Raw genomic sequence first — 25,992 nt, 5'->3', positions numbered from 1 at the left:
CTTTGCCCCGACGCCTCACCGAACCGGCCTTCCGCCTGGACCGCTCCGCCCCGCGCCCCCTCACCGTCCAACTGTCCGACGCGCTGCGCGAGGCCATGTCCGGGGGGACGCTCGCACCCGGCGAGCGCCTGCCCTCCAGCCGTGCCCTCGCCACGCAGACGGGCGTCAGCAGGACCGTGGTGACCGAGGCCTACCAGCAGCTCTACGCCGAGGGATGGCTCGAGGGACGGCACGGCTCGGGCACCTTCGTCGCCGAGCACGACGTCCTCCCCGTCGCCGCGCCGGCCCCGGCCGAGGTCCTCACGCCCCGCTGGTCCCGGGAACAGGCCCGGCGGCACGGCATGATCGACCTGCGCCCGGGCGCGCCGTGGGTGCGCGACCACGACCGTGCCGCCTGGCGCAGGGCCTGGCGGCACGCGGCCGAACAGGCCCCGGACGACGATCCCGACCCCCGGGGCCTGCCCCGCCTGCGCGAGCTCCTCGCCGGGCACCTGCGCCGGACCCGGGGCGTGCGCATCGGGCCGGAGAACGTCATGGTCACCCGCGGCACCGGCAACGGCCTGGACCTGGTCGGGGCCGCCCTGCTCGGCGCGGGCACCCGGGCGGGGGTCGAGGAGCCCGGGTACCAGAAGGCCCGCACCATCCTGGCCGCGCGCGGGGCACAGGTGCTCTCCTGCCCGGTCGACCACGACGGCATCCTCACCGGGGAACTGCCCGACGGCCTGTCCCTCGTCCACACCACCCCCGCCCACCAGTACCCGCTCGGCGGGCGGCTGCCGATCCCGCGCCGCGAGCGCCTCCTGGCCTGGGCCCGCGAGAGCGGAGCCATGGTCGTGGAGGACGACTACGACGCCGAGTTCCGCTACGACGTGGCTCCCCTGCCCGCCCTGTACGGCCTGGACCCCGGACGGGTCATCCTGCTCGGCACGCTCTCCAAGAGCCTGTCCCCCGACGTGGGCGTCGGCTGGATCGTCGCCGAGTCCCCGCTGCTGGAGCGCCTGGCCCGGACCCGGCACGACCTGTCCGACCGCACCAGCGTGCCGGTCCAGGCCGCGACCGCCCTGCTTCTGGAGCGCGGCGACCTCGACCGGCACCTGCGCCGGATGCGCCTGGAGTACGCCCGCCGCCGCGAGCTCCTGATCGAACTCCTCCACACGCGCACGACCGGGGACACCGCGGGTCTGCACCTACTGCTCCCGCTGCCCGCCCGCGCCGTGGCCCCGGTGGTCGCCGAGGCCGCCGAGCGGGGCGTGCTGGTGGACGACACCTCCCGCAGCAGCCACGGCGCCCCGACCGTGCACGGACTGGTCCTGGGCTACGGCACGGCGGATCCCGCCGAGCTGCGCCGCGCCTGCGCGGTCCTCAACGAGGCCGTCGCCCACCACACCGGGAACGGCCCGGACCGCCAGCACGGTGGGGAGCAACCCCTCCGGGAGCCGGTTCGGGGGAGACGCTGAGCCCACTGCACCAGGACGGCGCGGGCCCGGACGAGTTCCGCGTACGGCTCGCCGGTACCGGTGGCCGCCCCGGCCTCGCGCAGCCCTCGAAGGCCGGGTCGGCCCAGGTCATCCCGGCTCCTGCTGCGCCGGTCCGGGTCTGGACCGGCGCTGCGGCCCCGGCGTATTCTGCGCCGGTGCCGACACCATGGGGCGGGTCGTGCGGATCCGGTGCCGGGAGAAGCGGACCCCGGCCGACAGGTGCCCCAGGGCCTGGGCGCAGTAGTCGACCGTGTCCGGTGGGGGCTCGCGGACGGGCCACCACCGGATCTCGGTGTGCTTGTGCGGTTCGTTGTTGACCGGGGTGCCCGACCAGAGGCGGCAGACGAAGAAGAAGTGGACCCAGTCCCGGTGCGGGGACTCCTGGCTGTGGATCACGTGGGCGAACCCAAGGTCCACCGGGTCCAGGCCGACTCCGAGCTCCTCGTGGGCCTCACGCACGGCGGCGCCCACGACGTCCTCACCCGTGTCGACCTTCCCCGCGACTCCGGCGTGCCACAGGCCGGGGGCGTAGGACGCATCAGGGCCGCGACGGGTCAGGAGTACGCACCCCTCACGAAGAAGGAGCACGTGCGCGCTCAGCGCCGGGTGCGCCCCGGCCTGGACGGATGCATCCTCGTGTTCGCTCATGGGATCAGCGTGGCCCAGGAGCCGCTGGTGGTGAAGTGGTTCCGGTGAGTCTCTCCTCGTCCTGCGCGCTGTCTCGACGGGCTCTCTCGCAACAGGCCCTACCTCTCGGCCCAGACGCCCAGTTCGTTGCCGCTGGGATCGGTGAAGTGGAAGCGGCGCCCGCCCGGAAAGGCGTAGGGGCCCTTCACCACGTGCCCGCCCGCGGCCTCCACGGCCTCGGCGGACCGGTCCAGGTCGGTGGAGTACAGCAGCACGAAGGGGCCGCCCGGTCGCACCCGCTCGCCCAGGGCGAGTCCGCCCACCTCGGGTGCGTCCGCGCCCCGCGGGTTCTGGATTCCCGCGTACTGCGGCCCGTAGTCGTTGAACCGCCATCCGAACGCCTCGGAGTAAAAGCTTCGCGCCCGGTCCAGGTCGGTGACCGTGAGCTCCAGGTAGTCGATGGCGTGGTGCCGGTGTGAAGGCTGTGTCATACGTCGATTCTCCGTGACGACTGCGACAGTCCGCGGGTACACGCGTCGCTCCCTGCGTGCCACTGGCGGAGTCCTCGGTCCATTTGTCGGCTGGTGGATGCCCGTGTTCCGTGGTGGTGGATGTGCTCACGATTTCTGGAGAAAAGTCATCGGCCACATTTACGATGTAGATCTTCATCTGCGGCAGAGGAAACCATGGGCTGGCCTCCACGGATCGCACGGCCCGGTTCCCACGGTGACGCCGTCCTCCGGCCCGATCACCCCGACCATGGGTTCGAGCACGACCTCCTCGGCCGCCTCCGGATTCTCGGCCTCACAGGAGCAGCGAACGGTGAAGTCGGTGGGCGGCTCCAAGCGGTCACTCGGAAGCGCGTGTCGGAGTGCGCTTTCCGTCAACGGGCACAGGGCGCGGCCCCTCCGAGGAACAGGACCCGAAGCTCCACACGCCACCGCGTCACGGGAAGGACGCTGGTGAGGTTAGCCTTGCCTGAGGTCGTTTTCGCCCGTATATCCCGGTGAGGAAGAAAGAGGTCCCGTGCGCATCGAACAGCCCGGCCGCCGCGCGATGATCCGTACCCGCGTGGTGCGGACCGAGCGCCTGAGCGAGCACTTCGTCACCGTGACCCTGGGCGGACCGGAGCTGGCCGGCTTCGACTTCCTCGGCCGGGACCAGTTCGTGCGCCTCTTCCTTCCCCGCGAGGGACAGGACCGGCTGTCCATGCCCGCGGACGCCGACAAGCGCTGGGTGGAGCAGCTCTACGCGATGCCCCCGAGCCGCCGGCCGCACGTGCGCAGCTACTCGGTCCGGCGGTTAGACGCCGACGCGCTGGAGATGGACATCGAGTTCGTCGACCACGGCGACGCCGGTCCGGCCTCGGCCTGGGCGTCCCGGGCCGTCCCCGGCGACGAGGCGGGGATGCTCGCCGACGGCGTGTACCACCTCCCCTCCGAGGACGCCGACTGGCAACTGCTCGTGGGCGACGAGAGCGCCGTGCCCGCGCTGGTGTCGATCCTGGAACAGGCCCCCGAGGACATGCGGGCATTGGTGTACCTGGAGGTGCCCTCCGCCGGCGACGTGCGCCCGCTCCCCGACCGGCCGGGGGTGGAGGTGCACTGGCTGCCCCGCACCGACCCGCACGCGGTGCCCGGACGGCTCGCCCTGGACACGGTCCGCGCCGCCGAGCTGCCCGGGGGACGCCCCTACTGCTTCGTGGCCGGGGAGAACGCCCTGCCCACCGAGCTGCGCCGCACCCTGGTACGCGAGCACGGCGTGCCCAAGGAGGACGTCTCCTTCATCGGCTACTGGCGCCACGGCCGTTCCGCCATGGACTAGCACCGCGACGGCGGTGACCGGGAACCGGCGGAGCCGATGGCCGACGCGGTGCCGCGACCGGTCCGGCACGAGGCCCTCCGGTGACGCCTCAGGCCGCCGGGGCCGGCTTCCCGAGGTGTCGTCGCAGCACCGGTCGCGGGCGGGGGCGGTCAGAGTCCGAGGGAGGCCAGCAGCACGAGGATGAGGGTGGCCACGGCGAACACCCCGTGACCGCCCACCACGGCGACCGGGAAGTGCCGTTCGGGCGGGTCCTGGGCCGCGGTGGCACGGGCGCGGTAGGTGGGGATCCAGCGGAACAGCATCACGAATCCGAGGACCGCCACCGGCAGCAGCAGGACGAACCCCGTCCAGGCGATGGCGTGGTCGTCGGTGAACAAGTAGACGATCCACACCACCAGACCGACGACCGCCAGGGCGAAGTGGGCGAACACCACGCTCGGAGGGAGGCGGGTGTTCGACTCCTGCTTCCTCGGGCCGCCCTTGGCGATCCAGGTGCCCAGCATGACGAACCCGCCGACGGCGGTGACCAACCAGGTGATCAGTGCTGCGACAGCCATGTCGTTCTCCTACGAAGTGGTCGAAAGGACGCGGGTTTCCAGCCGTGCCTAAATCGGACGGTCCGGTTCGTGGCCGCGGGGCAGGTAGCCCTGGGCCTGGGTGGCCTCGTCGGCGACCCGCACGCCGTAGTGGTAGGCGAGCTTTCCGCCGAGGAAGCCGGACACCGCCAGCACGGCCACGCTCAGGGCTGACAACGCGAGCATGCCGCCCTCCACCGGTGCCGCCCGGCCGTACTCGGTCGAACGCCAGACGAGGTTGGCGGCGTAGGCGCCGGTGACCGCCAGGTTCAGGCTCATGTGCAGCAGGCCGACGCGGAAGGCCGGCGTGCCGGTGGGAATGGCGAACAGGTCCAGGAAGCCGATCAGTGCCGCGGCCACCGCGCCGAGCACGCCGATACCGATCAACCACACCGACCCCTGGGTGAGGAAGGCCGGTTCGGCCACCAGGTGTGAGGCCACGTCGAAGACCAGGCTCGCGACCCACGCACCGATCGGGACGGTGACCAGGATGGGGTGGAACGGGTGACCGTACGGACCCGCCAATGCCGCGCTCACCGGCTGTTTCGCCTGTGCCTGTCGATCGACCATCACGGGCCCCCTCATTGTTATTTCGCTAACTAAGATTAGTTTTATTTTTCAGAGGGCGCAAGACCCCGATGTCAGGCGGATATGCGTTATTTTCGACCTATGAGTGCTGGTTTATCTGAGTTAGGATGACTGGATGACCACCAGTGAGACTGACTCGATCGCGACCGTGGCGGTGCTGGACGACGAGCTACGCCGGGGGATGTACGGGTTCATCCGGCGCGCCCGTCGGCCCGTGGGCCGCGACGAGGCCGCCGCCGCGGTCGGGATCTCCCGCAAACTCGCAGCGTTCCACCTGGACAAGCTCGTCGCCGCGGGCCTGTTGCAAGCCCGCTTCGAACGGGTCGACGGGAGCCGCAGGGCCGGACGCATCCCGAAGGTCTACGAGCCCACCGACGGCGACGTGCGCGTCAGCATCCCCCAGCGTCAGCACGACCTGCTCGCCGCCATCCTGGTCGAGGCCGTGAGCACCGAAGGCGAGGGGGGCGAGTCCGAGACCGCCCGGGAGGCCGCCATGCGCGCCGCCCACGACCGCGGCCGGGCGCTGGGCACCACCGAACGGGCCCGGACCCGTCCCGGCAGGCTCGGCGCCCAGCGCGCGCTGACCCGCGCCGAAGGCGTGCTCGCCGACCACGGCTTCGAGCCCGCACGCGAGTCACCCGTCTGCCTGCGCCTGCTGAACTGCCCCTTCCACCCCCTGGCCGCCACGTCGCCGGAGCTGGTGTGCGGCATCAACCACGCCTTCCTGACCGGCTTCCTCGCCGGCCTCCGGGCACCGACGGTGGAGGCCGTCCTCGCCCCCCGCGCCGGGGAGTGCTGCGTGCACCTGCGCCAGAGCACCGGCGGTTCCTGACCTGGCCGCGCGTTCGGCGGGTTCGGGCGGACGGCGACCCGGCACACGCCTCAGCAGGAGCCCCGCGGGTTCCACGGGCTGAACAGCCCGTCCGGGTTCTCCTGCCAGAGCCACACGTGCAGCGAGTAGTTGACCGGCAGGCCCGGGGCCTGCGGCTCGGAGGGGCCGTCGAAGGGCTGCCCGAAGAGGCGGGGCCGGTCGTCGTCGGTGGAGACGTCCTGGTCCTCGTCGGCGTAGAAGTACTCCACCGCGACGAGCTCGCGGCCGCCGTAGCCGTCGGGCTGGTAGACCAGCGCCTCGGGTGCGCGCGCGTCCAGCTCCCGGTCGATCCGGTCCCATCTGACGTAGTGGTGGCCCATCACGCCCTCGGCGCTCTCCACGCACTCCCCGTCCGGCAGGTAGCCGTCGGCGAGCGCCCTCTCCTCGTCCACGTACACGTCCAGGGCCTTCTTCGTCGAGGCCAGTTCCCGGTCCACGGTCCCGTCCGCGTGCGCGCCCACCGGCGCGAGCACCGCCAGCACGGTTCCTGTCAGCGCGGTGGCGGCAAGGCGGGTGAGGGCTGGCGGCATCGTTTCCTCCTGGCTGCGTGCACCCTGCGCAGGCGCGTCCCCCGGAGGCGGACCGGGGCGGGCCGCCGCGTACGGAGGCGGCGCCCGTCCTACGGGTCCCCGGACGGGGACCGCGGGTGTGCGTACGACGGACAGGCTCTCGGCGCGCACCCCGGCGGAGCCGCCCGACACAGTGGCCCTTGAGGAAAAACCGACGCGGAATTAACCGGGCATGGGCGCCGTCCCGGAGGCGGGCGCCGCCCCGAAGGGTGTGCCGGGCCGCGCGGCCCGGGAACCGCGCGGCCGGGAACGGGCGGCCCGTCCCCGTCCTCAGCACACGGAGGGGACCCCGGCCGCCGCGACCCGCGTCCGTCAGGCCGATGCGCCCTGCCAGCTGCGCCACAGGTCGGCGTAGCGCCCCCCGGCGGCGACCAGGTCCGCGTGCGCGCCCTGCTCGACGATCCGCCCCCCGTCCATGACCACGACCCTGTCGGCCGTCTCGGCCTGGGTCAGCCGGTGCGCCACCACCAGGGTCGTGCGCCCGGCCGTGGCCGCCGCGGCCGCCCGCTCCAGGCGCCGGGCACCCGAACTGCCCGCCTCGGCCGTGGCCTCGTCCAGGACGGCCACGTCCGGGTCGGCCAGGACCAGGCGGGCCAGGGCCAGGTGCTGGGCCTGCTCGGCGGTCAGGGCGTGCCCGCCCTCGCCGACCACCGTCTCCAGGCCCTCGGGCAGGGCGCGCGTCCACTCCAGGGCGCCGACCGCCTCCAGGGCGGCCTCCGCCTCGGCCCCGGTGGCCCCGGCGCGGGCCAGGCGCAGGTCCTCCAGCAGGGTGCCGGCGAACACGTGGGTCTCCTGGCTGACGAGGAAGACGTGTTCGCGCACGCGCCGCTCCCCCAGCTCCTCCAGGGGGATCCCGCCCAGGTACACGCTTCCGGCCGTGGGCGTGCGCAGCCCGCCGACCAGGGCGGCCAGGGTGGTCTTGCCCGCGCCGCTGGCCCCGACCAGGGCCACGCGCTCGCCCGGGGCGACCTCCAGCGACACCTCCTCCAGGGCGGGCGGGCCGCCGGTGCCGTAGGAGTGGGTGACCGCGTCGACGCGCACCGAGGCGCCCGCGGGACCCTCCTCGGCCTCCGGGTCCGCCTCCGCCGGAAGGTCGGCCACACCGGCCAGGCGGGCCAGGCTCGCCCCGGCCGACTGCACCTCGTTGAAGTTCATGACCAGGAAGATCATCGGTCCGAACAGGCGGTGGAAGTACAGGGCGGCGGCGGTGACCATGCCGACGGTGGCCAGGTCGCCGCGCACCAGCCAGAACCCGACCACCAGCACGGAGGTCAGCCCGACGCACTCGGCGCCGTTGAGCCGCGACCCGAACCGGGTGAAGAGCCGGAACACCTCGACCGTGATGTCCATGGCGGCGCGGGAGCGGCCGCGGACGCGGTCCTCGTGCTCGGCCTCCAGACGGTAGGCGCGCACGCTGCCCCGCCCGCGCAGGGCGCCCATCATCGCGTGCGAGCGCTCGCCCATGGCGATGCGCTCGCGGGCGTAGTAGGGGCCCGAGAGCGGCAGGTACCAGCGCACCGCCAGCACGTACACCGGCAGGGAGAGCATTCCGGCCAGGCCCAGGCGCCAGTCCAGGGCGGTCATGCCCGCGGCGGTCAGCAGCACGGTGGCCAGGGCCACGACGACGTCGGGGCCGGTGCGGGCGATGCTCGCGGTGACCACGGCGACGTCGTCGCCCACGCGGGAGAGCAGGTCGCCGATGCGGACCCGTTCCAGGCGGGCGGCGGGCATGCGCAGCACGCGGTCCATGACGCGTTCGCGCAGACGTGCCAGGACGGTCTCGCCGACCCGGCTGACCAGCCAGGCGCCCACGCCCACCAGCAGTCCGCCGAGCACGCCCGACACGGCGATCAGGGCGGCCGAGGACAGCACGGTGTCCAGGCTCCTGCCCTCGGAGATGTCGTCGACCATCCGGCCCAGCACCCACGGGGCGACCAGTCCGCCGGCGCTGCCGGCGAGCACGGTGGCCAGGGCCAGGGGGGTGCTCCAGCCGGTGCGGCGCACCCCGTCGCCGAGCACCGCCCAGGTGCGGCGGGTCGAGGCGGTGGGCAGCAGTTCGCCGTGTCCGTCCGCCGGCGCCCCGGATGCCTCCGGGGCCTCCTCGTCCGGGGTCCTCGCCGTCGTGCTCATCGCAGCACCGCCTCTCCGTAGTACCGGTCCTCCTCGACCAGGCGCGCGTGTGTCCCCGTGCGGTGGACCCGTCCCCCGACGAGCACCACGACGCGGTCGGCGCGGGCCAGCAGTGCCGGGCTGTTGGCCACGACCAGGGTCGCCCCGGCCGGGGTCCGTTCCTCCCTGGCGGCGGCCACGCCCCGGGCGATGGCCTCCTCGGTGACCGCGTCCACGGCGGTGGTGGGGTCGTGCAGTACCAGCACGGGAGGATCGGCGACCAGGGCGCGGGCCAGGGCCACGCGCTGGCGCTGGCCGCCGGAGAGGTTGGCGGCGCGGTCGGCGACCGGCCGGTCCAGGCCCTCGGGATGGCCGCTGACCAGGTCCTGGGCCGCGGCGGCGCGCAGTGCGGCCAGGAGCCGGTCCTCGTCGGTCCCCGCACGGACCGTCAGGTTGGAGCGCAGGGTGCCCTCGAACAGGGCGGCGCCGTGCTCCTCCACCAGGACCGTGCCGCGCAGGGCGTCCAGGCCGAGCTCGTGGACGGGGACGCCGCCCACCGTGAGTGCGCCGTGCACCCGCTCGGGGTCGGCCCGGCCCGAGAGCAGTTCCAGCAGGGCCTCGGCGTCGCGGGGATCGGCGGTGAGCACGCCCACCAGCTCTCCGGGGGCGAGTTCGAGGTCCACGTCGCGCAGGGTGCGGTAGCCGACGCCGGACAGGGCGACGACCGGTCCGCCCCCGCAGTCGCGGTCGCCCGGGGTGACGGCGGCGGGCGCGTTGAGCAGGCGTACGAGCCGCCGCGCGGAGGCGCGTGCGGTGGCGAACATCTGGCCGACCATGCCCAGCCCCTGGACGGGTTCGGCGAGGAACTGGGCCAGGCCGATGACGATGACGAGTTCGCCGACGCTGAGACGGCCGTCGAGCGCCATCCATCCGGACACGCCCGCCACGCAGGCGAGGAAGAGGGCGCTGGAGGCGGTGACCAGTCCCCGGTAGAGGCCGTTGCTGGCGGCGGCGCCGACCGAGGCCTCCAGGGCGCGGGTGCTGGCGGCGCGGTAGCGGGCGGCGGCGTTGTGCCGTGCGCCGATGCCCATCAGGACGCGCAGGCCGCCGACCAGGTCGGTGGCCAGGGCCGTGGCCCCGGCCGCGGTGGCCTGTTTGGCCTCGCTGCGCCGGGTGATGCGGGCGGCGGGGAAGCGCAGCAGAAGCATGAGCAGGGGAACCCCGACGAGCACTCCGAGGCCGAGGGGGACGTCGACGGCCAGCAGGGCGACGGTGGCGACGACGACGGCGACCACGAGGGCGATCGACGCCGACCAGGCGCGCACGTACTGGGCGGCCTGTTCGGCGTCGGAGGTGGCCACCGACAGCACCTCGCCCGCGCGCAGGCCGCTGCGCTCGCCGCGGGGGTCGAGGGCGCGGCGGGCGGCCTCCACCCGCAGCAGGTGGGCCTCGTTCTCTGTGGCGCGCAGGGAGAAGCGGGCGCCGGTGCGGTAGGCCAGGGCCAGGACGGTGAAGAGCACCGCCATGCCCGTGACGCAGACCGCCAGGGCGCGGACGTCGCCGGGGACGACGGCCCAGTCGATGGTCAGGCCGATGGCGACGGGGACGAGGGCCTCGGCGACCTGGTGCAGGGAGAGCATGACCACGCCGAGGACGACGTGGCGGCGGTTGCGCCGCAGGGTGCGCCCGCGCAGGGCGCGCACACTGGTGGGGACGGCCGTGGTGTCCGGAGTGCCCGCGGCGTCCGGGGAGTCCGGGGCCGGCCGTTCCCGTCCGGCGTCGGCGGGAGCGACGGCGCTCACGCGGCGCGTCCCCTCGGTGCGGGGCGCGCGCCCCCGTGCGGGCGTGTACTCATCCGGTGTTCCCTCTCCTGCCGTGTCGTGCCCCGGTCCGGGCTGGTGCGCCGATCGGAGGCCGTCGGGTGGGACGGGCCCGCTCTCGGCCGGGTGCGGCCCGCCGCGTCCGGCCGCGGTGCCCGCCGTTCCCGGGAAGCGGACCCTGAACCGCCGCATCAGCCCTGGTTAGGCTAGCCTTTCCCAGAACGACAACGGTCACCGCGGACGGAAACCGGCAAACCGGATTCTCCACGACCCTCCGCCGCGGAACAACCAGAGGGGCCCCCGCCTTGCGCATCAGGCATCCGAGCCGTCGCACCATGATCCGGACCAGGGTGGCGCGCACCGAGCGCACCACCGACCACTTCCTCACCGTGACGCTCACCGGTGAGGAACTGGCCGAGTTCGAGTTCCTGGGTCTGGACCAGTGCACGAGGATCCTCTTCCCCAGGCCGGGCCAGGACCGGCTGTACCTGCCGGAGGCCGCCGAGGACGACGGGTGGGTGGCCGAGTTCCGCGCCATGCCCGACGACCGGCGCCCGCACGTGCGCAACTACACCGTCCGCCGCTTCGACCCCGACGCGCTGGAGATGGACATCGAGTTCGTCGCGCACGGGGACGGGGGCCCGGCCTCGGCCTGGGCGCTGGCGGCCCGCGAGGGCGACGAGCTGGGACTGTACCCGGAGGGGGTCTACTACCTGCCCTCCGAGGACACCGACTGGCAACTGCTGGTGGGCGACGAGAGCGCCGTGCCCGCGCTGCTCTCCATCCTCGAGCAGGCGCCCGAGGAGATGCGGGGGCAGGCGTTCCTGGAGGTGCCCTCCGACGCCGACGTCCGCCCGGTACGGGCCCCGGCCGGGGTGGAGGTGCGCTGGCTGCCCCGCACCGACCCGCACGCGGTGCCCGGACGGCTCGCCCTGGAGACCGTGCGCGGGATCGAACCGCCCGGGGGCCGCCCCTACTGCTTCGTGGCCGGGGAGAACGCCCTGCCCACCGAGCTGCGCCGCACCCTGGTACGCGAACGCGGCGTGCCCAAGGAGGACGTCTCCTTCATCGGCTACTGGCGCCACGGCGTGGAGGCCTATCCCTGATCGGAGCGGCGGCGCGGGGGCGCCTACGGGGGACCGTCCCTCCCCCGGCCGGGAGCACCGCCCGGGAACCGTGTGACCCTCACCACGTGGGGCTTCCCCCGCAGGTCACCGCGTACCGGCCGGAAACCGCCGTACGCCCCCGCCACCGGGTCTTCCGGACACGCCGAGGGCGTCCGCGCCTCCTCCGCCCGGACTCGCGCACGGGCTTGCGCAACGACGCCGACTCCCCCAACATGGCTTCTGCTTAGGCAAGGCTAAGCTCAATTCCCCGACCGAATGAGGCTCCATGAACCGCGGTCCGCTGATCCGCGGCGGCTCGATCGCCGCCGGCGCGCTCTCCCTCCTGCTGCTCGCCGCCTGCGGCGGCCAGACCACCGGCTCCGCGTCGGAGGGGTCGGACGGCGCGGCCGCCGAGGGCTACCCGGTCACCGTCGAGACCCTGTACGGCGACGTGACGGTCGGGGACGAACCGGCCAACGTCGTCGCCACGGGCTGGTCCGACGCCGAGACCGCCCTCGCCCTGGGCGTGCAGCCGGTCGGCGTGGCCGACTGGCAGGGCTACGGCGGCACGGGCGTGGGCCCCTGGGCGGCCGACCTGCTCGACGAGGAGCCGGTCGAGGTCGGCACCATGGAGCCCAACCTGGAGGCGATCGCCTCCCTGGAGCCCGACGTCATCCTCGACACCCGCTCCGACAACAGCCAGGAGCGCTACGACCTGCTCTCCCCGGTGGCCCCGGTGGTGGGTCCGCCGCCCGGGGTCGAGGTCACCTACGGCACCACCTGGCAGCAGCAGACCCGCCAGGTCGCCCAGGTGCTCGGCGAGAAGGAGAAGGCCGAGGAGGTCATCAAGGACCTGGAGGACCGCTTCGCCCGGATCAGCGAGGACAACCCCGAGTTCGCGGACACGACCATCGCGGTCGGCGCGTACTACGACGGCCAGTACGGCGCCTACGTCCCCGGCGACTCACGGGTGGACCTGCTCCAGGACCTCGGGTTCCAGTACAAGTCCGAGATCACCGAGATGGCCGACGGCGCGTTCTACGTGGACCTGAGTTCGGAGATGGTGGAGGTCCTGGACGCGGACCTGACCGTCATCTTCCCCATCGGCGGCACCGCGGAGTTCCTGCACGAGGACCCGGTCCTGCAGAGCATCCCCTCCGCCGAGGACGGCCGCCTGATCATCCTGGACGACACGGAGCTGGCCAACGCCTTCTCCAGCGGCTCGTCCCTGGGCACCTCCTACGCGCTGGACGGGATCGTCCCGCTGATCCAGGAGGCCCTGAAGGGCTGACGCCCCCCGACGGGAACGGGCCCCGCCGAGCACGCGCTCGGCGGGGCCCGCGCTGTTTCCCGGACGGTTCCGGACGCCGTCGGCGGGCCTCACCCTCCGTGAGGGCGAACACGAAACCGACATACAGCAGAAAACTCACATACCCCTCAAGTCACATGCTCCCCACGGGAGTGTTCCCGAATTCTCGCCAACACCCCTTGCCTGCACGCGTCCGCGTACGTACAGTCACTTAACACCCATTCAGTGGGCACTCGCCCACGCAGGGTCATCCCTGCGCAGACCCGTACGGAACCCGCTAATCCGCGCGTGTCCGAGCGCTGGGCGGCCCTGTCTCCGCTCCTCCCGAAGGACACCATGAGCAGAAGGAAGAACGCCCGCCGCGCCACCGTCGCCTCCACGGCGGTGGCCGCATCCGTCGCCCTCGCGGCGGCGGTCCTCACCGCACCGCACTGGACCGGGGGCACCACGGCCGGGACCGACGCCGACCTGAGCGCCGCCCCCGGCGACCTCGTCTGGTCCGATGAGTTCGACGGTGCCGCCGGCAGCGCACCCAACCCCGCCCACTGGAACCACGAAACCGGCGACCACGGCTGGGGCAACAACGAACTCCAGAACTACACCGACAACCGCGCCAACTCCGCCCTCGACGGCAACGGCAACCTCGTCATCACCGCCCGCCAAGAAACCAACGGCACCTACACCTCCGCCCGCCTCACCACCCAGAACAAAATCGAACACGCCTACGGCCACATCGAAGCCCGCATCAAAATCCCCCGCGGCCAAGGCATCTGGCCCGCCTTCTGGATGCTGGGCTCCGACTTCCCCGACACCCCCTGGCCCCACTCCGGCGAAATCGACATCATGGAAAACGTCGGCCACGAACCCCACATGGTCCACGGCACCGTCCACGGCCCCGGCTACTCCGGAGCAAACGGCATCGGCGCCTCCTACACCCACCCCCAAGGCTGGTCCTTCGCCGACACCTTCCACACCTTCGCCATCGACTGGTCCCCCGGCTCCATCACCTGGTCCGTAGACGGCCACCCCTACAACACCATCACCACCAACGACGTAGGCACCAACCCCTGGGTCTACGACCAACCCTTCTTCATGATCCTCAACGTCGCCGTCGGCGGCCAATGGCCCGGCTACCCCGACCACACCACCCAATTCCCCCAGCAAATGACCATCGACTACGTCCGGGTCTACGAGAACTGATCCGTTGAACGGGTCCCGTCCCCGGCGGCGGCGCCGGGGACGGGACCAGAGGCGGGACCGGGGACGTGGACGGGTCAGGGGCGGAAGAGCACCTTGAACACGCCGTCCTGCTTCTTCTGGAACTTCTCGTAGGCGGTCGGGGCGTCGTCCAGGGACAGGTGGTGGGTGGCGAAGTCCTCCACGCCCAGGCGGTCTGCGTCGTCCAGCAGCGGCAGGATCTCCGGTGTCCAGCGGCGCACGTTGGCCTGCCCCATCCGCAACTGGATCTGCTTGTCGAAGAGCGTCATCATCGGCATCGGGTCGGCCATGCCCCCGTAGACGCCGATCAGCGAGATGGTTCCGCCGCGCCGCACCAGGTCGATGGCGGTGTGCAGGGCGGTCAGCCGGTCGACGCCCGCCGTCTCCATCATCTTGGCCGCGGTCCCCTTGGGCAGGAACGAGGCCATCCGCTGGGCGAACTTGGCCGAGCCGTGCCCCGCCGCCTCCATGCCGACCGCGTCGATGACCGCGTCCGGTCCGCGTCCGTCGGTGCGGTCGCGGATCTCCTGGACCAGCTCGTCGGTGCCCTCGGAGGAGTCGAACACCTCCGCTCCGCGGGAGGCGGCACGCGCGCGCCGCTCGGGCACCGGGTCCACGCCGAACACCTGCCCCGCGCCCAGGTGGCCGGCGACCCGGCAGCACATGTCGCCGATCGGTCCCAGGCCCAGGACCGCCACCGAACCGCCCTCGGGCACGTCGGCGTAGCGGACGGCCTGCCAGGCGGTCGCCAGCACGTCGGAGAGGAACACGTAGCGGTCGTCGGGTCCTTCGGGGGGCACGGGGATCGCGGTGTTGTCGGCGTGCGGGACCCGCAGGTACTCGGCCTGCCCGCCGGGCACCGATCCGTAGAGCTCGCTGTAGCCGAAGAGCGCCGCGCCCATGCCCTGTTCCTTCACCTGGGTGCTCTCGCACTGGCTCTGCAGGCCGCTCCGGCACATGACGCAGTGGCCGCAGGAGATCTGGAAGGGGACGACGACCCGCTGCCCGGGGACCAGGGAGGTCACGCCGCCGCCCACCTCCTCGACCACGCCCATGGGTTCGTGTCCGAGGATGTCCCCGGGGCGCATGAAGGGGCTGAGCACCTCGTACAGGTGCAGGTCCGAACCGCACAGCCCCGAGCTGGTGACCCGGATGACCGCGTCACCGGAGTCCTCGATCCGGGGGTCGGGGACGTTCGCGGTCCCGACGTCCCTCGTACCGTTCCACACCACTGCCTTCATGATTCCCCCTGGTGTCACGCCGGTCGTGGTCGGTCGTGGCCGCCCACTACCCCGGGCACACCGTGGAAAACGGCCCCCGTGGTCCCGGGAAAGACCGACCGGGTTTCGCTACGGTGGGTGATGGACATCCACCATCCGCCCCGGGTCCGCGCCACGGCGGCCGCCCGCGGAGCATCCGGCCGGTTCCCGGCCGTCGGACGGCCCGACCGCGTGGCCGGACTCGCCGCCGTCCAGCGACGAGGAGGCCCCATGGCCGCGAGGACCACCGCCCGCACCCTGCTGGCGTGCGCGGTGGCGCTGCTGCTCCTGTGCGGATGCGTCTCCCCCGCCGGGGACGCCGAACCGGAGGAGCGCACCTTCGCACCGGGCTCGGACCAGCTCACGATCGTGGTGGACCACGGCGACCTGGAGGTCTCCCCCACCCAGACGAACGAGATCCAGGTGAAGCGCTGGGTGTCGGGCCGGTCCGTCATCGGCGAGCCCGGCGTCACCTGGGGGCTCGACGGGGAGACCCTGGTGCTGCGGTCCAGGTGCAATCAGGGAGACCCGTGCCAGGTCCGCTACGAGGTGCACGTCCCCGAGGGCACCTCGCTGACCGTCGAGGGCGGTTCCGGCCGCGTCGAGGCCACCGCGTTCGGCAAACCGCTGACGATCAGCACCGTCGAGGGTTCGGTGGAGGTCCAGAGGGTCTCCGGCCCCCTCTCCCTGCGTAGCACGGAGGGGGACCTGCGCGCCGGCGGGGTGCGCTCGCGCACACTGAGGGCCAGCACCGGGAGCGGGAGGATCGACGTGTCCTTCATCGGTGTCCCCGACGACGTCCGGGTGGTCACGGAGGAGGGGTCCGCGACGCTGGAGCTGCTCGAGGCCGTCTACGACGTGGACGCCTCCGGCGGCGGGGACGTCGTCATCGAGGTGGACACGGACGAGGACAGCCCGCACAAGATCGCCGCCGAGACGGACAGCGGACGGATCCGTCTGGTCCCCGCCGACTGAGCCCCGCGGTGGCCGGCGGCGGTGCCCCGAGGCCCCGAGGTCCGGGCCCGGCGGACTCCTGCCCCGGCCCCGGACGCACGGGCCGGTCGGCCCCGGGCCGGCGGCCGCTTCGGGGGAAGGGATTCCGGTCCCGACGTGCGCGTCCTACGAGGACCCGGTTCCGGCTCCCGGAGTCCGAGGCTGCTCCCCGCGAGTCCCCGGGCCGGGCGGGCAGTGCCAGAATGCGGTGTGTGAGACACCAGCACTCGGATGAACCGGACCCCGCACAGGACTCTCCCCAGGTCGGTCCGCCCAAGACCAGCGCGGCCGGGCTCCCGGCCGTCCTGAACAGCGTCCGCCAGGTCGGCGAGCACGCGGGCGTGCGGCGCGGGCTGCCCGCCATGCTCGCGGTCAACCAGAAGCGCGGCTTCGACTGCCCCGGCTGCGCCTGGCCCGAGGGCGACAGGCGGCACCGGGCCGAGTTCTGCGAGAACGGCGCCAAGGCCGTGGCGGAGGAGGCCACCGCCAAGGCGCTGACCGCCGGGTTCTTCGCCGACCATCCGGTCGCCGAGCTGGCGGAGCGGTCCGGGTACTGGCTGGGCCGGCAGGGCCGGCTCACCGAGCCGATGTACCTGGCCGAGGGCGCCACCCACTACGAGCCGGTCGGCTGGGACCGCGCCCTGGACCTGGTCGCCGAGGAGCTCCGGGCGCTGGACTCCCCCGACGAGGCGGTGTTCTACACCTCGGGCCGCACCAGCAACGAGGCCGCGTTCTGCTACCAGCTGTTCGCCCGGGCGCTCGGCACGAACAACCTCCCCGACTGCTCCAACATGTGCCACGAGTCGTCCGGTTCGGCGCTGACCGAGACCCTGGGCGTGGGCAAGGGCAGCGTGTCCCTGGAGGACCTGCGCGAGGCCGACCTCATCATCGTGGCCGGGCAGAACCCCGGCACCAACCACCCCCGGATGCTCACCGCCCTGGAGAGGGCCAAGCGCGCGGGAGCGCGGATCGTCACCGTCAACCCGCTGCCCGAGGCGGGGATGCGCGAGTTCCGCAACCCGCAGCACGCGGGCGGCCTGCTCGGGCGCGGCACCGAGCTGACCGACCTGTTCGCGCAGATCCGCCTGGGCGGCGACCTCGCCCTGTTCAGCGCGCTCAACCGCCTGCTGCTGGAGGCGGGTGAGCGCGGCGAGGACGTCCTGGACCGGGAGTTCGTCGCCGCGCACACCCACGGCTTCGAGGAGTTCGCCAAGACCCTGCTCGACGAACCGGACGGGGAGTTCTGGCCGCGCACCGAGCGGGCCACCGGCCTGGACCGGGAGCTCATCGAGCGGATCGCCGCGATGGTCACCGCCTCGGAGCGGATCGTGGTGTGCTGGGCGATGGGCCTGACCCAGCACAGGCACTCGGTGCCCACCATCCGCGAGGTCGTCAACTTCCTGCTGCTGCGCGGCAACGTGGGCCGCCCGGGCGCGGGCGTGTGCCCGGTGCGCGGCCACTCCAACGTGCAGGGCGACCGAACGATGGGCATCTTCGAGCGCCCCGCCGACGCGTTCCTGGACGCCCTGGGCGCCGAGTTCGGGTTCGCACCACCGCGCGAGCACGGACACGACACCGTCAACGCCATCCGCGCCATGGCCCGCGGCGATGTGCGGGTGTTCTTCGCGATGGGCGGCAACTTCGTCTCGGCCACCCCCGACACCCTGGTCACCGAGGAGGCCATGCGCCGGGTGGGGCTGACGGTGCACGTGTCCACCAAGCTCAACCGCTCGCACGTGGTGACGGGGACACGGGCGCTGATCCTGCCCGCGCTGGCGCGCAGCGACCGCGACGTGCGCGGCGGCGAGTCCCGGTGGGTGACGGTGGAGGACTCCATGGGGAGGGTGCACGCCTCCCACGGGGCGCTGCCTCCCCTGTCGGAGGGCATGCGCTCGGAGGTGGACATCATCTGCGACCTGGCAGGACGCGTGCTGGGGGAGTCCCCGGTGGCGTGGTCGGAGCTGACCGACTACGACCGGGTGCGCGAGCACGTGTCGAGGGTCGTCCCAGGGTTCGAGGACTTCAACGCACGTGCCCGGCGGCCCGGCGGGTTCACCCTGCCGCACGCGCCGCGCGACGACCGGCGCTTCCCCACCGCGACCGGGCTGGCCAACTTCACGGTGAACGGCACGTACGCCCCGGAGGTCCCCGATGGGCGGCTGCTCCTACAGACGCTGCGCTCGCACGACCAGTACAACACCACGGTGTACGGCCTCGACGACCGCTACCGGGGCATCACCGGTGGCCGCCGGGTGGTACTGGTCAACCCCGAGGACGCCCGCGAACTGGGGCTGGCCGACGGCTCCTACACCGACCTCGTGGGCGAGTGGCGGGACGGACGCGAGCGGCGCGCGGCGCACTTCCGTGTGGTGCACTACCCGACGGCGCGCGGGTGCGCGGCCTCCTACTTCCCGGAGACGAACGTGCTGGTGCCGCTGGACTCCACGGCCGAGACCAGCAACACGCCCACGTCGAAGTCGGTGGTGGTGCGGTTCGAGCCCGACTCCGGCACCGGCCTGCGCCGATGATCTTGCTCCCAGCGGCACTGTCGACCGCCGACAGTGCCACCAAGAGCAAGATCATCCCGGGTGGGCGGGGACCCGCGATCCCGTCCCCCGGTGTGCGGGGGGCCGGGGCCTCGCTCGTACTCTGGTGCGATGCCAGCTATCTACCTCATCCGCCACGGGAAGGCCTCTCCGGAGGCGGAGGACTACGACGAGTTGAGTCCGACCGGCTACGAACAGGCGCGGCTCCTGGGCACCGAGCTCAAACGGCGCGAGCTGCGGGTCGGCCGGGTGGTGACGGGCGCGCTGCGCCGCCAGCGCCAGACCGCGGCCGCGGCCCTGGCCGAGGCGGGCCTGGGCCTGGAACCGCACGGTGACGAGCGCTGGAACGAGTACGACCACCTCGGCCTGCTGGGCGACCACCCGGTCGGGACGGGCTCCCTCCAGGAGCGGCTCGACGCCTCCCTGAGCGCGTGGATCGAGGCCGGGGGCAGCGGCCCGGGCACCTGGGAGGGCTTCCGCTCGGGGGTGCGCGAGGCGCTGGACGACCTGGTCGCCGGGCTGGGCCGGGGCGAGACGGCGCTGGTGTTCACCTCCGCCGGGGTCATCGCGACGGTGTGCTCGACCCTGCTCGGCACCTCCCCGTCCGGGTTCCTGGCGATGAACCGCGTGGTGGTCAACGGCTCGGTGACCAAGCTGCTGCACGGCCGCGGCGGCACGCAGCTCCTGTCCTTCAACGACCACGCCCACCTGGAGCAGGGCGGTTCCGCCCTGATGACCTACCGCTGAACGCGTGCCCAGTGGAAACCGACCGGTCGGTACCTTCCCGTGGATAGTGCCGACCGGTCCTCCTCATCCCGCCTGGGCGCCGCCCGCCGCCTCCCGGCGCTCGGCGTCGCGCCGCAGCACCGCGCGCAGGGCCAGTTCGTAGCCGAAGACGCCGCATCCGGCGACGTAGCCGGCGGCCACCGGCGCGGTCACCGACGTGTGCCGGAACTCCTCGCGGGCGTACACGTTGGAGATGTGCACCTCCACCACGGGCGCCTCGACCGCGTCGATCGCGTCGCGCAGTGCGATGCCGTAGTGCGCGTAGGCGCCGGGATTGAGCACCACCCCCGCCCAGCCGCGCGCCTCGTGGATCCGGTCCACCAGCGCGCCCTCGCTGTTGCTCTGCGCGCACACCACCTCCACTCCCAACTCCCTGCCGAGGGAGGTCACGCGCCGCTCGACCTCCTCCAGGGTGGTGGTGCCGTACTGCGCGGGGTCGCGGGTGCCCAGGAGGTTGAGGTTGGGGCCGTTGAGCAGCAGGACGGCGCGGGACGGGTCGGACACAGTGGACATACGGGTCAGCGCTCCTTCTCGGGTCGGTGGCAGCCAGGTTAGAGGGCGCGCGTGGAGCACGATGGCCCCGGTCACCCCGGAGTCGCGCGGCAGGTAGCATACCGACCAGTCGGTCCACGATTCCTAGGAGGCGACCCGTGGCGTCCACCCTGCTGTCCGCGCGCGACCTGCAGTTCCTGCTCTACGAGTGGCTCGACACCGAGGAGCTCACCAGCCGCTCCCACTACGCCGACCACTCCCGCGAGACCCTCGACGCGGCGCTGGAGCTGGCCGAGCGCGTGGCCACCGACCACTTCGCGCCGCACAACAAGGCCAACGACGCCAACGAGCCGCACTTCGACGGCGAGCGCGTCCACGTCATCCCCGAGGTCAGAAAGGCCCTGGAGGCCTACGCCGAGACCGGCCTGAGCGCCGCCGGGATGCCCGCCTCCGTGGGAGGGGGCCAGCTCCCGCACGTGGTCTCCAGCGCGTGCAGCGCCTACTTCCAGGCCGCCAACCTGGGCACCTCCGCCTATCCCTTCCTCACCGCGGGCAACGCGCGCCTGCTCCTGGCGCACGGCAGCCCCGAGCAGATCGACACCTGGGTGCTGCCCATGGTGGAGGGCCGCTTCACCGGCACCATGTGCCTGTCCGAGCCGCAGGCGGGCAGCTCGCTGTCCGACATCACCACCCGCGCCGAGGCCGGTGAGGACGGCGAGTACCGGCTGTTCGGCAACAAGATGTGGATCTCCGCGGGCGACCACGAGCTGACCGAGAACATCGTGCACCTGGTGCTCGCCAAGATCCCCGGCGGACCTCCCGGGGTCAAGGGCATCTCCCTGTTCGTCGTGCCCAAGTACCTGCTGGAGGAGGACGGCTCGATCGGCGAGCGCAACGACGTCGTCCCCGCCGGGCTCAACCACAAGATGGGCTACCGGGGCACCGTCAACGCGCTGCTCAACTTCGGCGAGGGCCGCCACACCCCCGGCGGCCGGGCGGGCGCGGTCGGCTACCTCGTGGGCGAGCCCCACCAGGGGCTGAAGTACATGTTCCACATGATGAACGGCGCGCGGATCGGGGTGGGCGCGGGAGCCACCGCCGTCGGCTACACCGGCTACCTCAAGTCGCTCGACTACGCACGCGATCGCCTCCAGGGCCGTCCGATGGGCGCCAAGGACCCCGCCCAGCCGCAGGTGCCGATCATCGAGCACACCGACGTGCGCCGGATGCTGCTCGCGCAGAAGAGCTACGTCGAGGGCGCGCTCGCCCTGGTGCTGTACTGCGCCCGGCTGGTGGACGAGACCGCCAGCACCGAGGACGAGGACGTCCGCCGGCGCGCCCACCTGCTGCTGGACGTGCTCACCCCGATCGCCAAGAGCTGGCCCTCCCAGTGGTGCGTGGAGGCCAACGACCTGGCCATCCAGGTGCACGGCGGGTACGGCTACACCCGTGAGTACGACGTGGAGCAGCACTACCGGGACAACCGGCTCAACCCGATCCACGAGGGCACCCACGGCATCCAGGCCCTGGACCTGCTGGGGCGCAAGGCCGTACTCGACGACGGCGCCCGGCTGACGCTGCTGCTGGAGACGGCACGGGAGACCGTGGCCCGCGCCCGGGAGCTGGGCGGCTCCGAGGCCGAGTACGCCGGGCTGCTGTCGGCGGCCCTGGACCGGACGGCGGAGACCGCCGCGGCGGCCTGGGCCGAGGGCGACCCGGCCGTGGCGCTGGCCAACGCCACCCCCTACCTGGAGGCGGTGGGCCACGTGGTGGTGGCGTGGCTGTGGCTGGAGCAGCTGGTGGCCGCGCACGGCCGCGAGGGCGGCTTCTACGAGGGCAAGCGCGCCGCGGCGGCCTACTTCTTCCGGCACGAGCTGCCGCGCACCGGCCCGCAGTTCGACCTGGTGGCCTCCCGCGACCGCACCGTCCTGGACGTCTCGCCCGACGTGCTCTGAGGGGCCGCGCGGGGGGACGGGCCGCCGCATCCGGTCCCGGGCCGGGGTGCGGGGCCCGTCTCCACCGGCGCGGGTTCCGCTGCCGGTTCAGCTCGTGACGTGCCGCTCCAGCCAGTCCAGGAGGGGGCGCAGCGCCCGCCAGTCGGCGCGGACGGTCTCCAGGAGCGCGGGTGAGCACAGCTCGTCGGAGCGCTCCACGTGGTGCTCGGCCCCCAGGGAGCGGTAGCGCAGCAGGTGCACGCGCGGGTGGTCGCCGGCGTAGCCGCGCGGCCGGGTCCTGAGGGTGTCCCCGACGAGGTCGAAGCCCCTACCGGTCAGCTCGTCGACGATCCGGTCCAGGCGCGGGCCCTCGCGGTCGTCGTCGACTCCCTCGCGGAAACGCCGGACCTGCGCGCTCGACATCGCGTGGTAGCCCGCGCCGGCCCACAGCCCGTCCAGGCCCAGCTGGAGGTAGCGGCCGACCGGCCCCCGCCCCCGGCCGACCAACCCCACGTGGGTCTTGTAGGGGCTCTTGTCGTGGGAGAAGCGCGTGTCACGGTTGGGCCGGCCCACTTTTATCGGACCGAACTCCTCCTCCAGCGCTCGGGCCAGGGCGCGGGCGGGCTCGCGCACGGCGCGCACGTAGACCTCGTGGTGGGCGTGGAAGTACTCCTTGGAGTTGTCGCGGGCCAGCCCGTCGAAGAACGTGAACGTCTCCTCGGTGAAGCCGGTGGAGTCCATCCTCCTCCTCACGCGGTGGCGGCCGGCGCGCCCCCGGCGCCCTACCCCGGTGGTTACCCGGATCCGCCGACCGCACGCGGGACCCGCCCCAGGCCGGTCGGCGCACTCGTCCGCAGCACGCACAATGAAGGAGTCCCCCTCCCCTCTCCAGGACGGACCCGCGGGTTCTCGTCGAACCGATCTCCTGAGGAACGCCGTGAAGAACGATCTGCGCGCCCACGTCGCCGTGGGCCACCACGCCGAGCGGGCCGTCCCCTGGACCGTGCTCCTCGCTGTGCCGGGACTGTGGGTTCCGGACCTTCCCGCCTGGGCCCTGGCACTGGGCTTCGCACCGATGTACGCGGCCATGGCCCTGCACTGGGCGACCCACCGCGGCAGGCTGTGCGAGCTGTGCGCGGCCGACATCCCCCTGAGCGGCTCGGAGGTCGCCGAACGGTGGCGGCGCCCCCTGCGCGCCTTCCACTGGGTCGCCGAGCGCCTGGGCCGCACCGCCCTGGTGGCCGCCGCCGTGATGATCACGCTCGGACTCCTCGTCCCCGCCGCGGGGATCTCCCTGTTCTTCGTGCTCGTCTCGACGGGACTGCTGTGGGCCATGCGGCACTCGCGTGTCTCGGTGTGGTGCCCCTGGTGCAGGCACGGGGGCGGTGAGGACGAGGAGTCGCCGGTGGTGCCGCCCCTGCCCACGGTGACCGCCTGATCCGGCCGGCGGCCGTCCCGTCCCCGGGCCCCGCCGGAGGCGGGGTTCAGCTCCCGGCGGGGCGCAGGCGTCCGGTCTCGGGTACGTCCAGCACGAACACGTGCCCGTAGTCGGCCTCCTCGTAGCCGAGGTCGACGTTGGCCACCCGTACCCTGCGCGGACCGACCTCCAGGATCCGCACCGCGATCGGCTCCCCGCGCCCGGGCAGGCTGAGCAGCCACGGGTCGGCGAGGTAGGACAGGCCGCGGGCGTCCAGCGCGGCACGGGCGTCCTCCTCCCCGACGGGGCCGTCCACGGGGTGGCCGAGGAGTGTGACGGGGCGGTACCGCTCCCCGCCCACGGGTTCGAGGTAGCCGAGCACCTCCCCGTCCTCCTCCCGCCGGTGGGCGTGCCAGTGTCCGGGGATCACGCCTGCCCCCTCCATCCCAGCCGTTCGCGGGCGTAGACCCTCATGGCCTCGCTCTGGTAGTCGGCCAGGCCCGGGGCGACCCTGTCGTAGACCTCGCGCCAGGGCCCCTCCTCGGCGTAGACGCGGCCCAGGTCGGCGAAGGCGTCCGCGTCGGGCGTCCACGTACGGTTCACCGTCAGGTAGTGGGCGTGCACCTCGCTCTGGACCACCGGGTCGCCGGCCGGGGTCCCGGCCGCCATGTGCACGGCCATCCGCCCCATCTGGGCGGCGACCTCCGCGCGGCCCCGCGCCCAGCCCTCCTCGGTCAGCCCCTCCGTGGCCCGCACGGCCCGGCCCCACTCGTTCGGCCACTCGGTCCGGGCGTGCTCGGTGTAGAAGGAGGTGTCGAATCCGGCGAACAGCTCCTCGGGCCGGTCTGCGGCCTCCATGGCGTCTCCCTCCTCCAGTGCGTCGACGGTGCGGCGCACGGTGGCGGCGAGGGTGTCGATGCGGTCGCGCTCGGCCAGCAGGGCGCGCAGGTGCTCGCGCAGCGCCTCGGCCTGGCTCCGGTGCTCGTCGAGCACCCGGGCGATGTCGGCCAGTCCCATGTCCAGCTCGCGCATCAGCAGGATGCGCTGGAGCCGCAGGAGCTGCTCGTGTCCGTAGTGGCGCACCCCGCCGGGGCCGGTCCACTCCGGTTCCAGCAGCCCGATCCGGTGGTAGTGCCGGAGTGTTCGGGAGGTGACCCCGCTCATACGGCACACCTGCGCCATCGGCCAGGACATCGCGGCCTTCCCCTCACCGGGCCGGTCCGTCCGGCCCGGGAACGACGTTAGGGGTTGACGTTACGTCAACCGCAACCCCTTGACGGTCGGCCTGCTCCGCTCCGGGCGTCCGGCGGGCCGGAGCCGGCGGCGGGCCGCCCTCCCGCGTAACACCGGGCCTCGAAGGAACGGCGCGCGTCCCGACGATCCCTCCGCCCCCGGAGCTTGACCTCAATAAAGATTGAGGATCCATGCTTGCCGAGAGGTTCCCACCGGTTCCTCCCGGCGGGCCGTACGGGCCGGCCGTGCCACACCCTCACGGAAACGGTGCTGCTGATGAAGACACGGGGAAAGATCCTGGTGACGGGGGCGACCGGCAACATCGGACGGCACGTCGTCTCCGGCCTGCGTACGGCCGGGGCCGACGTCCGCGCGCTGGTGCGCACACCCTCCGCCGCCCGCCTGCCCGAGGGGGTCGAGGTGGTCGGGGGCGACCTCTCCGCGCCCGAGAAGCTCGACCACGCCCTGGAGGGGGTGGACACGCTCTTCCTGCTCTGGCCCCTCGTCACGGCCGACGGCGCGCCCGCCCTCATCCAGGCGGCCTCCCGGCACGCGCGCCGGATCGTCTACGTCTCCGCGGCGGTGTCGGACGAGGCCGGTTCCGAGGACAACGGCGTCTGGGGGCGTATCGAGCGGGAGATCGCGGCCTCCGGCCTGGAGTGGACCTTCCTGCGCGTCGGCGGCCTGGCCGCCAACACCCTCGGCTGGGCGGACCAGATCCGCCTGGACGGGACCGTGCGGTGGACCTACGGCGCGGCCGGGCGGTCCCTGGTCCACGAGAGGGACGTCGCGGACGTCGCCGTGCTGGCGCTCACCGAGGACGGCCACGTCGGGGCGAAGTACGTGCTCACCGGCCCCGAGGTGCTCACCCAGGCCGAGCAGGTGCGTCTCATCGGCGAGGCGCTCGGCCGCCCCGTCCGTTGGGAGGAGGTCCCGCGTGAGGTGACCCGGGACGGGTTCCTGGCACAGATCGGCGACCCGGCGTTCGCCGAGGCGGCCCTCGACGCCTGGGGCGGGATGGTCGAGAACCCCGAGCCGGTCTCCACGGCCGTGGAGGAGGTCACCGGACACCCGGCGCGCACGTTCCGCGAGTGGGCGGCCGACCACGCCCACGACTTCCGTCCCCTGCCGACCGCGGAGGCCGCCGGACACGCCCGGTCCGCGTCCCGGTAGGAGGCGTCGGAGGAGTCCGCCCGCCGGCGCCGGGCGCGGTGCGTGCCGCCCCACCGGAGTCGAGA

At 73.1% G+C, this 25,992-nt stretch carries 24 protein-coding genes; 12 read left to right on the top strand and 12 right to left on the bottom strand.

Translation table 11 applies throughout. The annotated features are described in order from the left end of the window. Positions 1-2: 2 nt before the first annotated feature. Entirely contained in the window at positions 3-1,457 is a 1,455-nt protein-coding gene (gene pdxR, locus NOSIN_RS06905; RefSeq protein ID WP_077689938.1) for a MocR-like pyridoxine biosynthesis transcription factor PdxR, read from the top strand. 108 nt (positions 1,458-1,565) lie between these two features. On the opposite strand, the gene NOSIN_RS06900 is transcribed toward pdxR, so the two are convergent. Then, complete coding sequence (locus NOSIN_RS06900; protein WP_077689937.1) at positions 1,566-2,126, bottom strand: NUDIX hydrolase; 561 nt, start codon at positions 2,124-2,126, stop codon at positions 1,566-1,568. A 98-nt stretch (positions 2,127-2,224) separates the two neighbouring features. After that, a complete protein-coding gene (locus NOSIN_RS06895; protein WP_077689936.1) occupies positions 2,225-2,596 on the bottom strand; it encodes a VOC family protein in 372 nt (123 codons plus the stop codon). Between the two features lie 535 nt (positions 2,597-3,131). Between NOSIN_RS06895 and NOSIN_RS06885 the strand changes: the two genes are divergently transcribed. Further along, the gene (locus NOSIN_RS06885) at positions 3,132-3,929 is read left to right on the top strand and encodes a siderophore-interacting protein (protein ID WP_077689934.1); all 798 of its coding nucleotides are present in this window, start codon (positions 3,132-3,134) and stop codon (positions 3,927-3,929) included. Positions 3,930-4,078: 149 nt separating this feature from the next. Here NOSIN_RS06885 and NOSIN_RS06880 read toward each other — a convergent pair whose 3' ends face one another. Together NOSIN_RS06880 and NOSIN_RS06875 are read right to left on the bottom strand one after the other, a co-directional pair. Beyond that, a complete protein-coding gene (locus tag NOSIN_RS06880; RefSeq protein WP_077689933.1) occupies positions 4,079-4,486 on the bottom strand; it encodes a hypothetical protein in 408 nt (135 codons plus the stop codon). Positions 4,487-4,534: 48 nt separating this feature from the next. Continuing rightward, positions 4,535-5,074, bottom strand: coding sequence for a DUF2231 domain-containing protein (locus NOSIN_RS06875; protein ID WP_077689932.1), 540 nt, complete (start codon positions 5,072-5,074; stop codon positions 4,535-4,537). 133 nt (positions 5,075-5,207) lie between these two features. Between NOSIN_RS06875 and NOSIN_RS06870 the strand changes: the two genes are divergently transcribed. Next, positions 5,208-5,924 carry a helix-turn-helix transcriptional regulator gene (locus tag NOSIN_RS06870; RefSeq protein WP_077689931.1) on the top strand — a complete coding sequence of 239 codons (717 nt, stop codon included), beginning with the start codon at positions 5,208-5,210 and terminating at the stop codon, positions 5,922-5,924. 50 nt (positions 5,925-5,974) lie between these two features. Here NOSIN_RS06870 and NOSIN_RS06865 read toward each other — a convergent pair whose 3' ends face one another. The 3 genes from NOSIN_RS06865 to NOSIN_RS06855 form a co-directional block, all read right to left on the bottom strand. Then, complete coding sequence (locus NOSIN_RS06865; RefSeq protein WP_143832870.1) at positions 5,975-6,493, bottom strand: hypothetical protein; 519 nt, start codon at positions 6,491-6,493, stop codon at positions 5,975-5,977. A 351-nt stretch (positions 6,494-6,844) separates the two neighbouring features. Beyond that, on the bottom strand, positions 6,845-8,662 hold the full coding sequence (locus NOSIN_RS06860) for an ABC transporter ATP-binding protein (RefSeq protein WP_077689929.1): 1,818 nt from the start codon (positions 8,660-8,662) through the stop codon (positions 6,845-6,847). Continuing rightward, a complete protein-coding gene (locus NOSIN_RS06855) occupies positions 8,659-10,443 on the bottom strand; it encodes an ABC transporter transmembrane domain-containing protein (RefSeq protein WP_077689928.1) in 1,785 nt (594 codons plus the stop codon). Before NOSIN_RS06855 ends, NOSIN_RS06860 begins: the two co-directional genes overlap by 4 nt. Positions 10,444-10,796: 353 nt before the next feature. On the opposite strand from NOSIN_RS06855, the gene NOSIN_RS06850 reads away from it, so the two are divergent. From NOSIN_RS06850 to NOSIN_RS06840, 3 genes are all read left to right on the top strand, one after another. Further along, the gene (locus NOSIN_RS06850; protein WP_077689927.1) at positions 10,797-11,567 is read left to right on the top strand and encodes a siderophore-interacting protein; all 771 of its coding nucleotides are present in this window, start codon (positions 10,797-10,799) and stop codon (positions 11,565-11,567) included. A 286-nt stretch (positions 11,568-11,853) separates the two neighbouring features. Continuing rightward, positions 11,854-12,858 (top strand): iron-siderophore ABC transporter substrate-binding protein, encoded by a 1,005-nt coding sequence (locus NOSIN_RS06845; RefSeq protein ID WP_077689926.1) that lies wholly within the window; start codon positions 11,854-11,856, stop codon positions 12,856-12,858. A gap of 354 nt (positions 12,859-13,212) precedes the next feature. Then, positions 13,213-14,076 (top strand): glycoside hydrolase family 16 protein, encoded by an 864-nt coding sequence (locus NOSIN_RS06840; protein WP_077693455.1) that lies wholly within the window; start codon positions 13,213-13,215, stop codon positions 14,074-14,076. A 74-nt stretch (positions 14,077-14,150) separates the two neighbouring features. On the opposite strand, the gene NOSIN_RS06835 is transcribed toward NOSIN_RS06840, so the two are convergent. Further along, positions 14,151-15,335: an alcohol dehydrogenase catalytic domain-containing protein gene (locus NOSIN_RS06835; RefSeq protein WP_077689925.1), complete on the bottom strand. Its 1,185-nt coding sequence runs from the start codon at positions 15,333-15,335 to the stop codon at positions 14,151-14,153. A gap of 249 nt (positions 15,336-15,584) precedes the next feature. Here NOSIN_RS06835 and NOSIN_RS06830 point away from each other — a divergent pair, with 249 nt between their 5' ends. The 3 genes from NOSIN_RS06830 to NOSIN_RS06820 all read left to right on the top strand — a co-directional run bounded on the left by NOSIN_RS06830 (position 15,585) and on the right by NOSIN_RS06820 (position 19,639). Beyond that, positions 15,585-16,328 carry a DUF4097 family beta strand repeat-containing protein gene (locus tag NOSIN_RS06830; protein ID WP_143832869.1) on the top strand — a complete coding sequence of 248 codons (744 nt, stop codon included), beginning with the start codon at positions 15,585-15,587 and terminating at the stop codon, positions 16,326-16,328. Positions 16,329-16,549: 221 nt separating this feature from the next. Next, positions 16,550-18,874 carry an FdhF/YdeP family oxidoreductase gene (locus NOSIN_RS06825; protein ID WP_077689923.1) on the top strand — a complete coding sequence of 775 codons (2,325 nt, stop codon included), beginning with the start codon at positions 16,550-16,552 and terminating at the stop codon, positions 18,872-18,874. A gap of 129 nt (positions 18,875-19,003) precedes the next feature. Beyond that, positions 19,004-19,639: a histidine phosphatase family protein gene (locus NOSIN_RS06820; RefSeq protein ID WP_077689922.1), complete on the top strand. Its 636-nt coding sequence runs from the start codon at positions 19,004-19,006 to the stop codon at positions 19,637-19,639. 63 nt (positions 19,640-19,702) lie between these two features. Here NOSIN_RS06820 and aroQ read toward each other — a convergent pair whose 3' ends face one another. Then, positions 19,703-20,191 carry a type II 3-dehydroquinate dehydratase gene (gene aroQ, locus NOSIN_RS06815; RefSeq protein WP_077689921.1) on the bottom strand — a complete coding sequence of 163 codons (489 nt, stop codon included), beginning with the start codon at positions 20,189-20,191 and terminating at the stop codon, positions 19,703-19,705. Positions 20,192-20,328: 137 nt separating this feature from the next. Here aroQ and NOSIN_RS06810 point away from each other — a divergent pair, with 137 nt between their 5' ends. Next, a complete protein-coding gene (locus NOSIN_RS06810) occupies positions 20,329-22,125 on the top strand; it encodes an acyl-CoA dehydrogenase (protein ID WP_077689920.1) in 1,797 nt (598 codons plus the stop codon). A gap of 87 nt (positions 22,126-22,212) precedes the next feature. On the opposite strand, the gene NOSIN_RS06805 is transcribed toward NOSIN_RS06810, so the two are convergent. Continuing rightward, positions 22,213-22,845, bottom strand: a complete 633-nt coding sequence (locus NOSIN_RS06805; RefSeq protein WP_077689919.1) for a DUF2461 domain-containing protein — start codon at positions 22,843-22,845, stop codon at positions 22,213-22,215. Between the two features lie 196 nt (positions 22,846-23,041). Here NOSIN_RS06805 and NOSIN_RS06800 point away from each other — a divergent pair, with 196 nt between their 5' ends. Beyond that, positions 23,042-23,542, top strand: coding sequence for a hypothetical protein (locus NOSIN_RS06800; RefSeq protein WP_077689918.1), 501 nt, complete (start codon positions 23,042-23,044; stop codon positions 23,540-23,542). A 46-nt stretch (positions 23,543-23,588) separates the two neighbouring features. Here NOSIN_RS06800 and NOSIN_RS06795 read toward each other — a convergent pair whose 3' ends face one another. Both NOSIN_RS06795 and NOSIN_RS06790 read right to left on the bottom strand, forming a co-directional pair. Then, the gene (locus tag NOSIN_RS06795) at positions 23,589-23,951 is read right to left on the bottom strand and encodes a hypothetical protein (protein ID WP_077689917.1); all 363 of its coding nucleotides are present in this window, start codon (positions 23,949-23,951) and stop codon (positions 23,589-23,591) included. Beyond that, positions 23,948-24,703 carry a MerR family transcriptional regulator gene (locus NOSIN_RS06790; protein WP_330359724.1) on the bottom strand — a complete coding sequence of 252 codons (756 nt, stop codon included), beginning with the start codon at positions 24,701-24,703 and terminating at the stop codon, positions 23,948-23,950. Before NOSIN_RS06790 ends, NOSIN_RS06795 begins: the two co-directional genes overlap by 4 nt. Positions 24,704-25,030: 327 nt before the next feature. Here NOSIN_RS06790 and NOSIN_RS06785 point away from each other — a divergent pair, with 327 nt between their 5' ends. Next, a complete protein-coding gene (locus NOSIN_RS06785; protein WP_077693454.1) occupies positions 25,031-25,927 on the top strand; it encodes an NAD(P)H-binding protein in 897 nt (298 codons plus the stop codon). The last annotated feature ends 65 nt before the right edge of the window (positions 25,928-25,992 follow it).

Origin of the sequence: Nocardiopsis sinuspersici (assembly GCF_001998325.1) — a bacterium.
Taxonomy (GTDB): domain Bacteria; phylum Actinomycetota; class Actinomycetes; order Streptosporangiales; family Streptosporangiaceae; genus Nocardiopsis; species Nocardiopsis sinuspersici.
This window is presented reverse-complemented; position numbering and strand designations above follow the sequence as displayed.

Coding starts and splice junctions, on each gene's coding strand:
- NOSIN_RS06895 (WP_077689936.1), bottom strand. CDS start 2,596: ATGACACAGCCTTCACACCGGCACCACGCCATCGACTACCTGGAGCTC.
- NOSIN_RS06850 (WP_077689927.1), top strand. CDS start 10,797: ATGATCCGGACCAGGGTGGCGCGCACCGAGCGCACCACCGACCACTTC.
- aroQ (WP_077689921.1), bottom strand. CDS start 20,191: ATGTCCACTGTGTCCGACCCGTCCCGCGCCGTCCTGCTGCTCAACGGC.
- NOSIN_RS06785 (WP_077693454.1), top strand. CDS start 25,031: ATGAAGACACGGGGAAAGATCCTGGTGACGGGGGCGACCGGCAACATC.
- NOSIN_RS06860 (WP_077689929.1), bottom strand. CDS start 8,662: ATGAGCACGACGGCGAGGACCCCGGACGAGGAGGCCCCGGAGGCATCC.
- NOSIN_RS06805 (WP_077689919.1), bottom strand. CDS start 22,845: ATGGACTCCACCGGCTTCACCGAGGAGACGTTCACGTTCTTCGACGGG.
- NOSIN_RS06845 (WP_077689926.1), top strand. CDS start 11,854: ATGAACCGCGGTCCGCTGATCCGCGGCGGCTCGATCGCCGCCGGCGCG.
- NOSIN_RS06820 (WP_077689922.1), top strand. CDS start 19,004: ATGCCAGCTATCTACCTCATCCGCCACGGGAAGGCCTCTCCGGAGGCG.
- NOSIN_RS06835 (WP_077689925.1), bottom strand. CDS start 15,335: ATGAAGGCAGTGGTGTGGAACGGTACGAGGGACGTCGGGACCGCGAAC.
- NOSIN_RS06875 (WP_077689932.1), bottom strand. CDS start 5,074: ATGGTCGATCGACAGGCACAGGCGAAACAGCCGGTGAGCGCGGCATTG.
- NOSIN_RS06830 (WP_143832869.1), top strand. CDS start 15,585: ATGGCCGCGAGGACCACCGCCCGCACCCTGCTGGCGTGCGCGGTGGCG.
- NOSIN_RS06840 (WP_077693455.1), top strand. CDS start 13,213: ATGAGCAGAAGGAAGAACGCCCGCCGCGCCACCGTCGCCTCCACGGCG.
- NOSIN_RS06825 (WP_077689923.1), top strand. CDS start 16,550: ATGCGGTGTGTGAGACACCAGCACTCGGATGAACCGGACCCCGCACAG.
- NOSIN_RS06880 (WP_077689933.1), bottom strand. CDS start 4,486: ATGGCTGTCGCAGCACTGATCACCTGGTTGGTCACCGCCGTCGGCGGG.
- NOSIN_RS06900 (WP_077689937.1), bottom strand. CDS start 2,126: ATGAGCGAACACGAGGATGCATCCGTCCAGGCCGGGGCGCACCCGGCG.
- NOSIN_RS06865 (WP_143832870.1), bottom strand. CDS start 6,493: ATGCCGCCAGCCCTCACCCGCCTTGCCGCCACCGCGCTGACAGGAACC.
- NOSIN_RS06870 (WP_077689931.1), top strand. CDS start 5,208: ATGACCACCAGTGAGACTGACTCGATCGCGACCGTGGCGGTGCTGGAC.
- NOSIN_RS06790 (WP_330359724.1), bottom strand. CDS start 24,703: ATGGCGCAGGTGTGCCGTATGAGCGGGGTCACCTCCCGAACACTCCGG.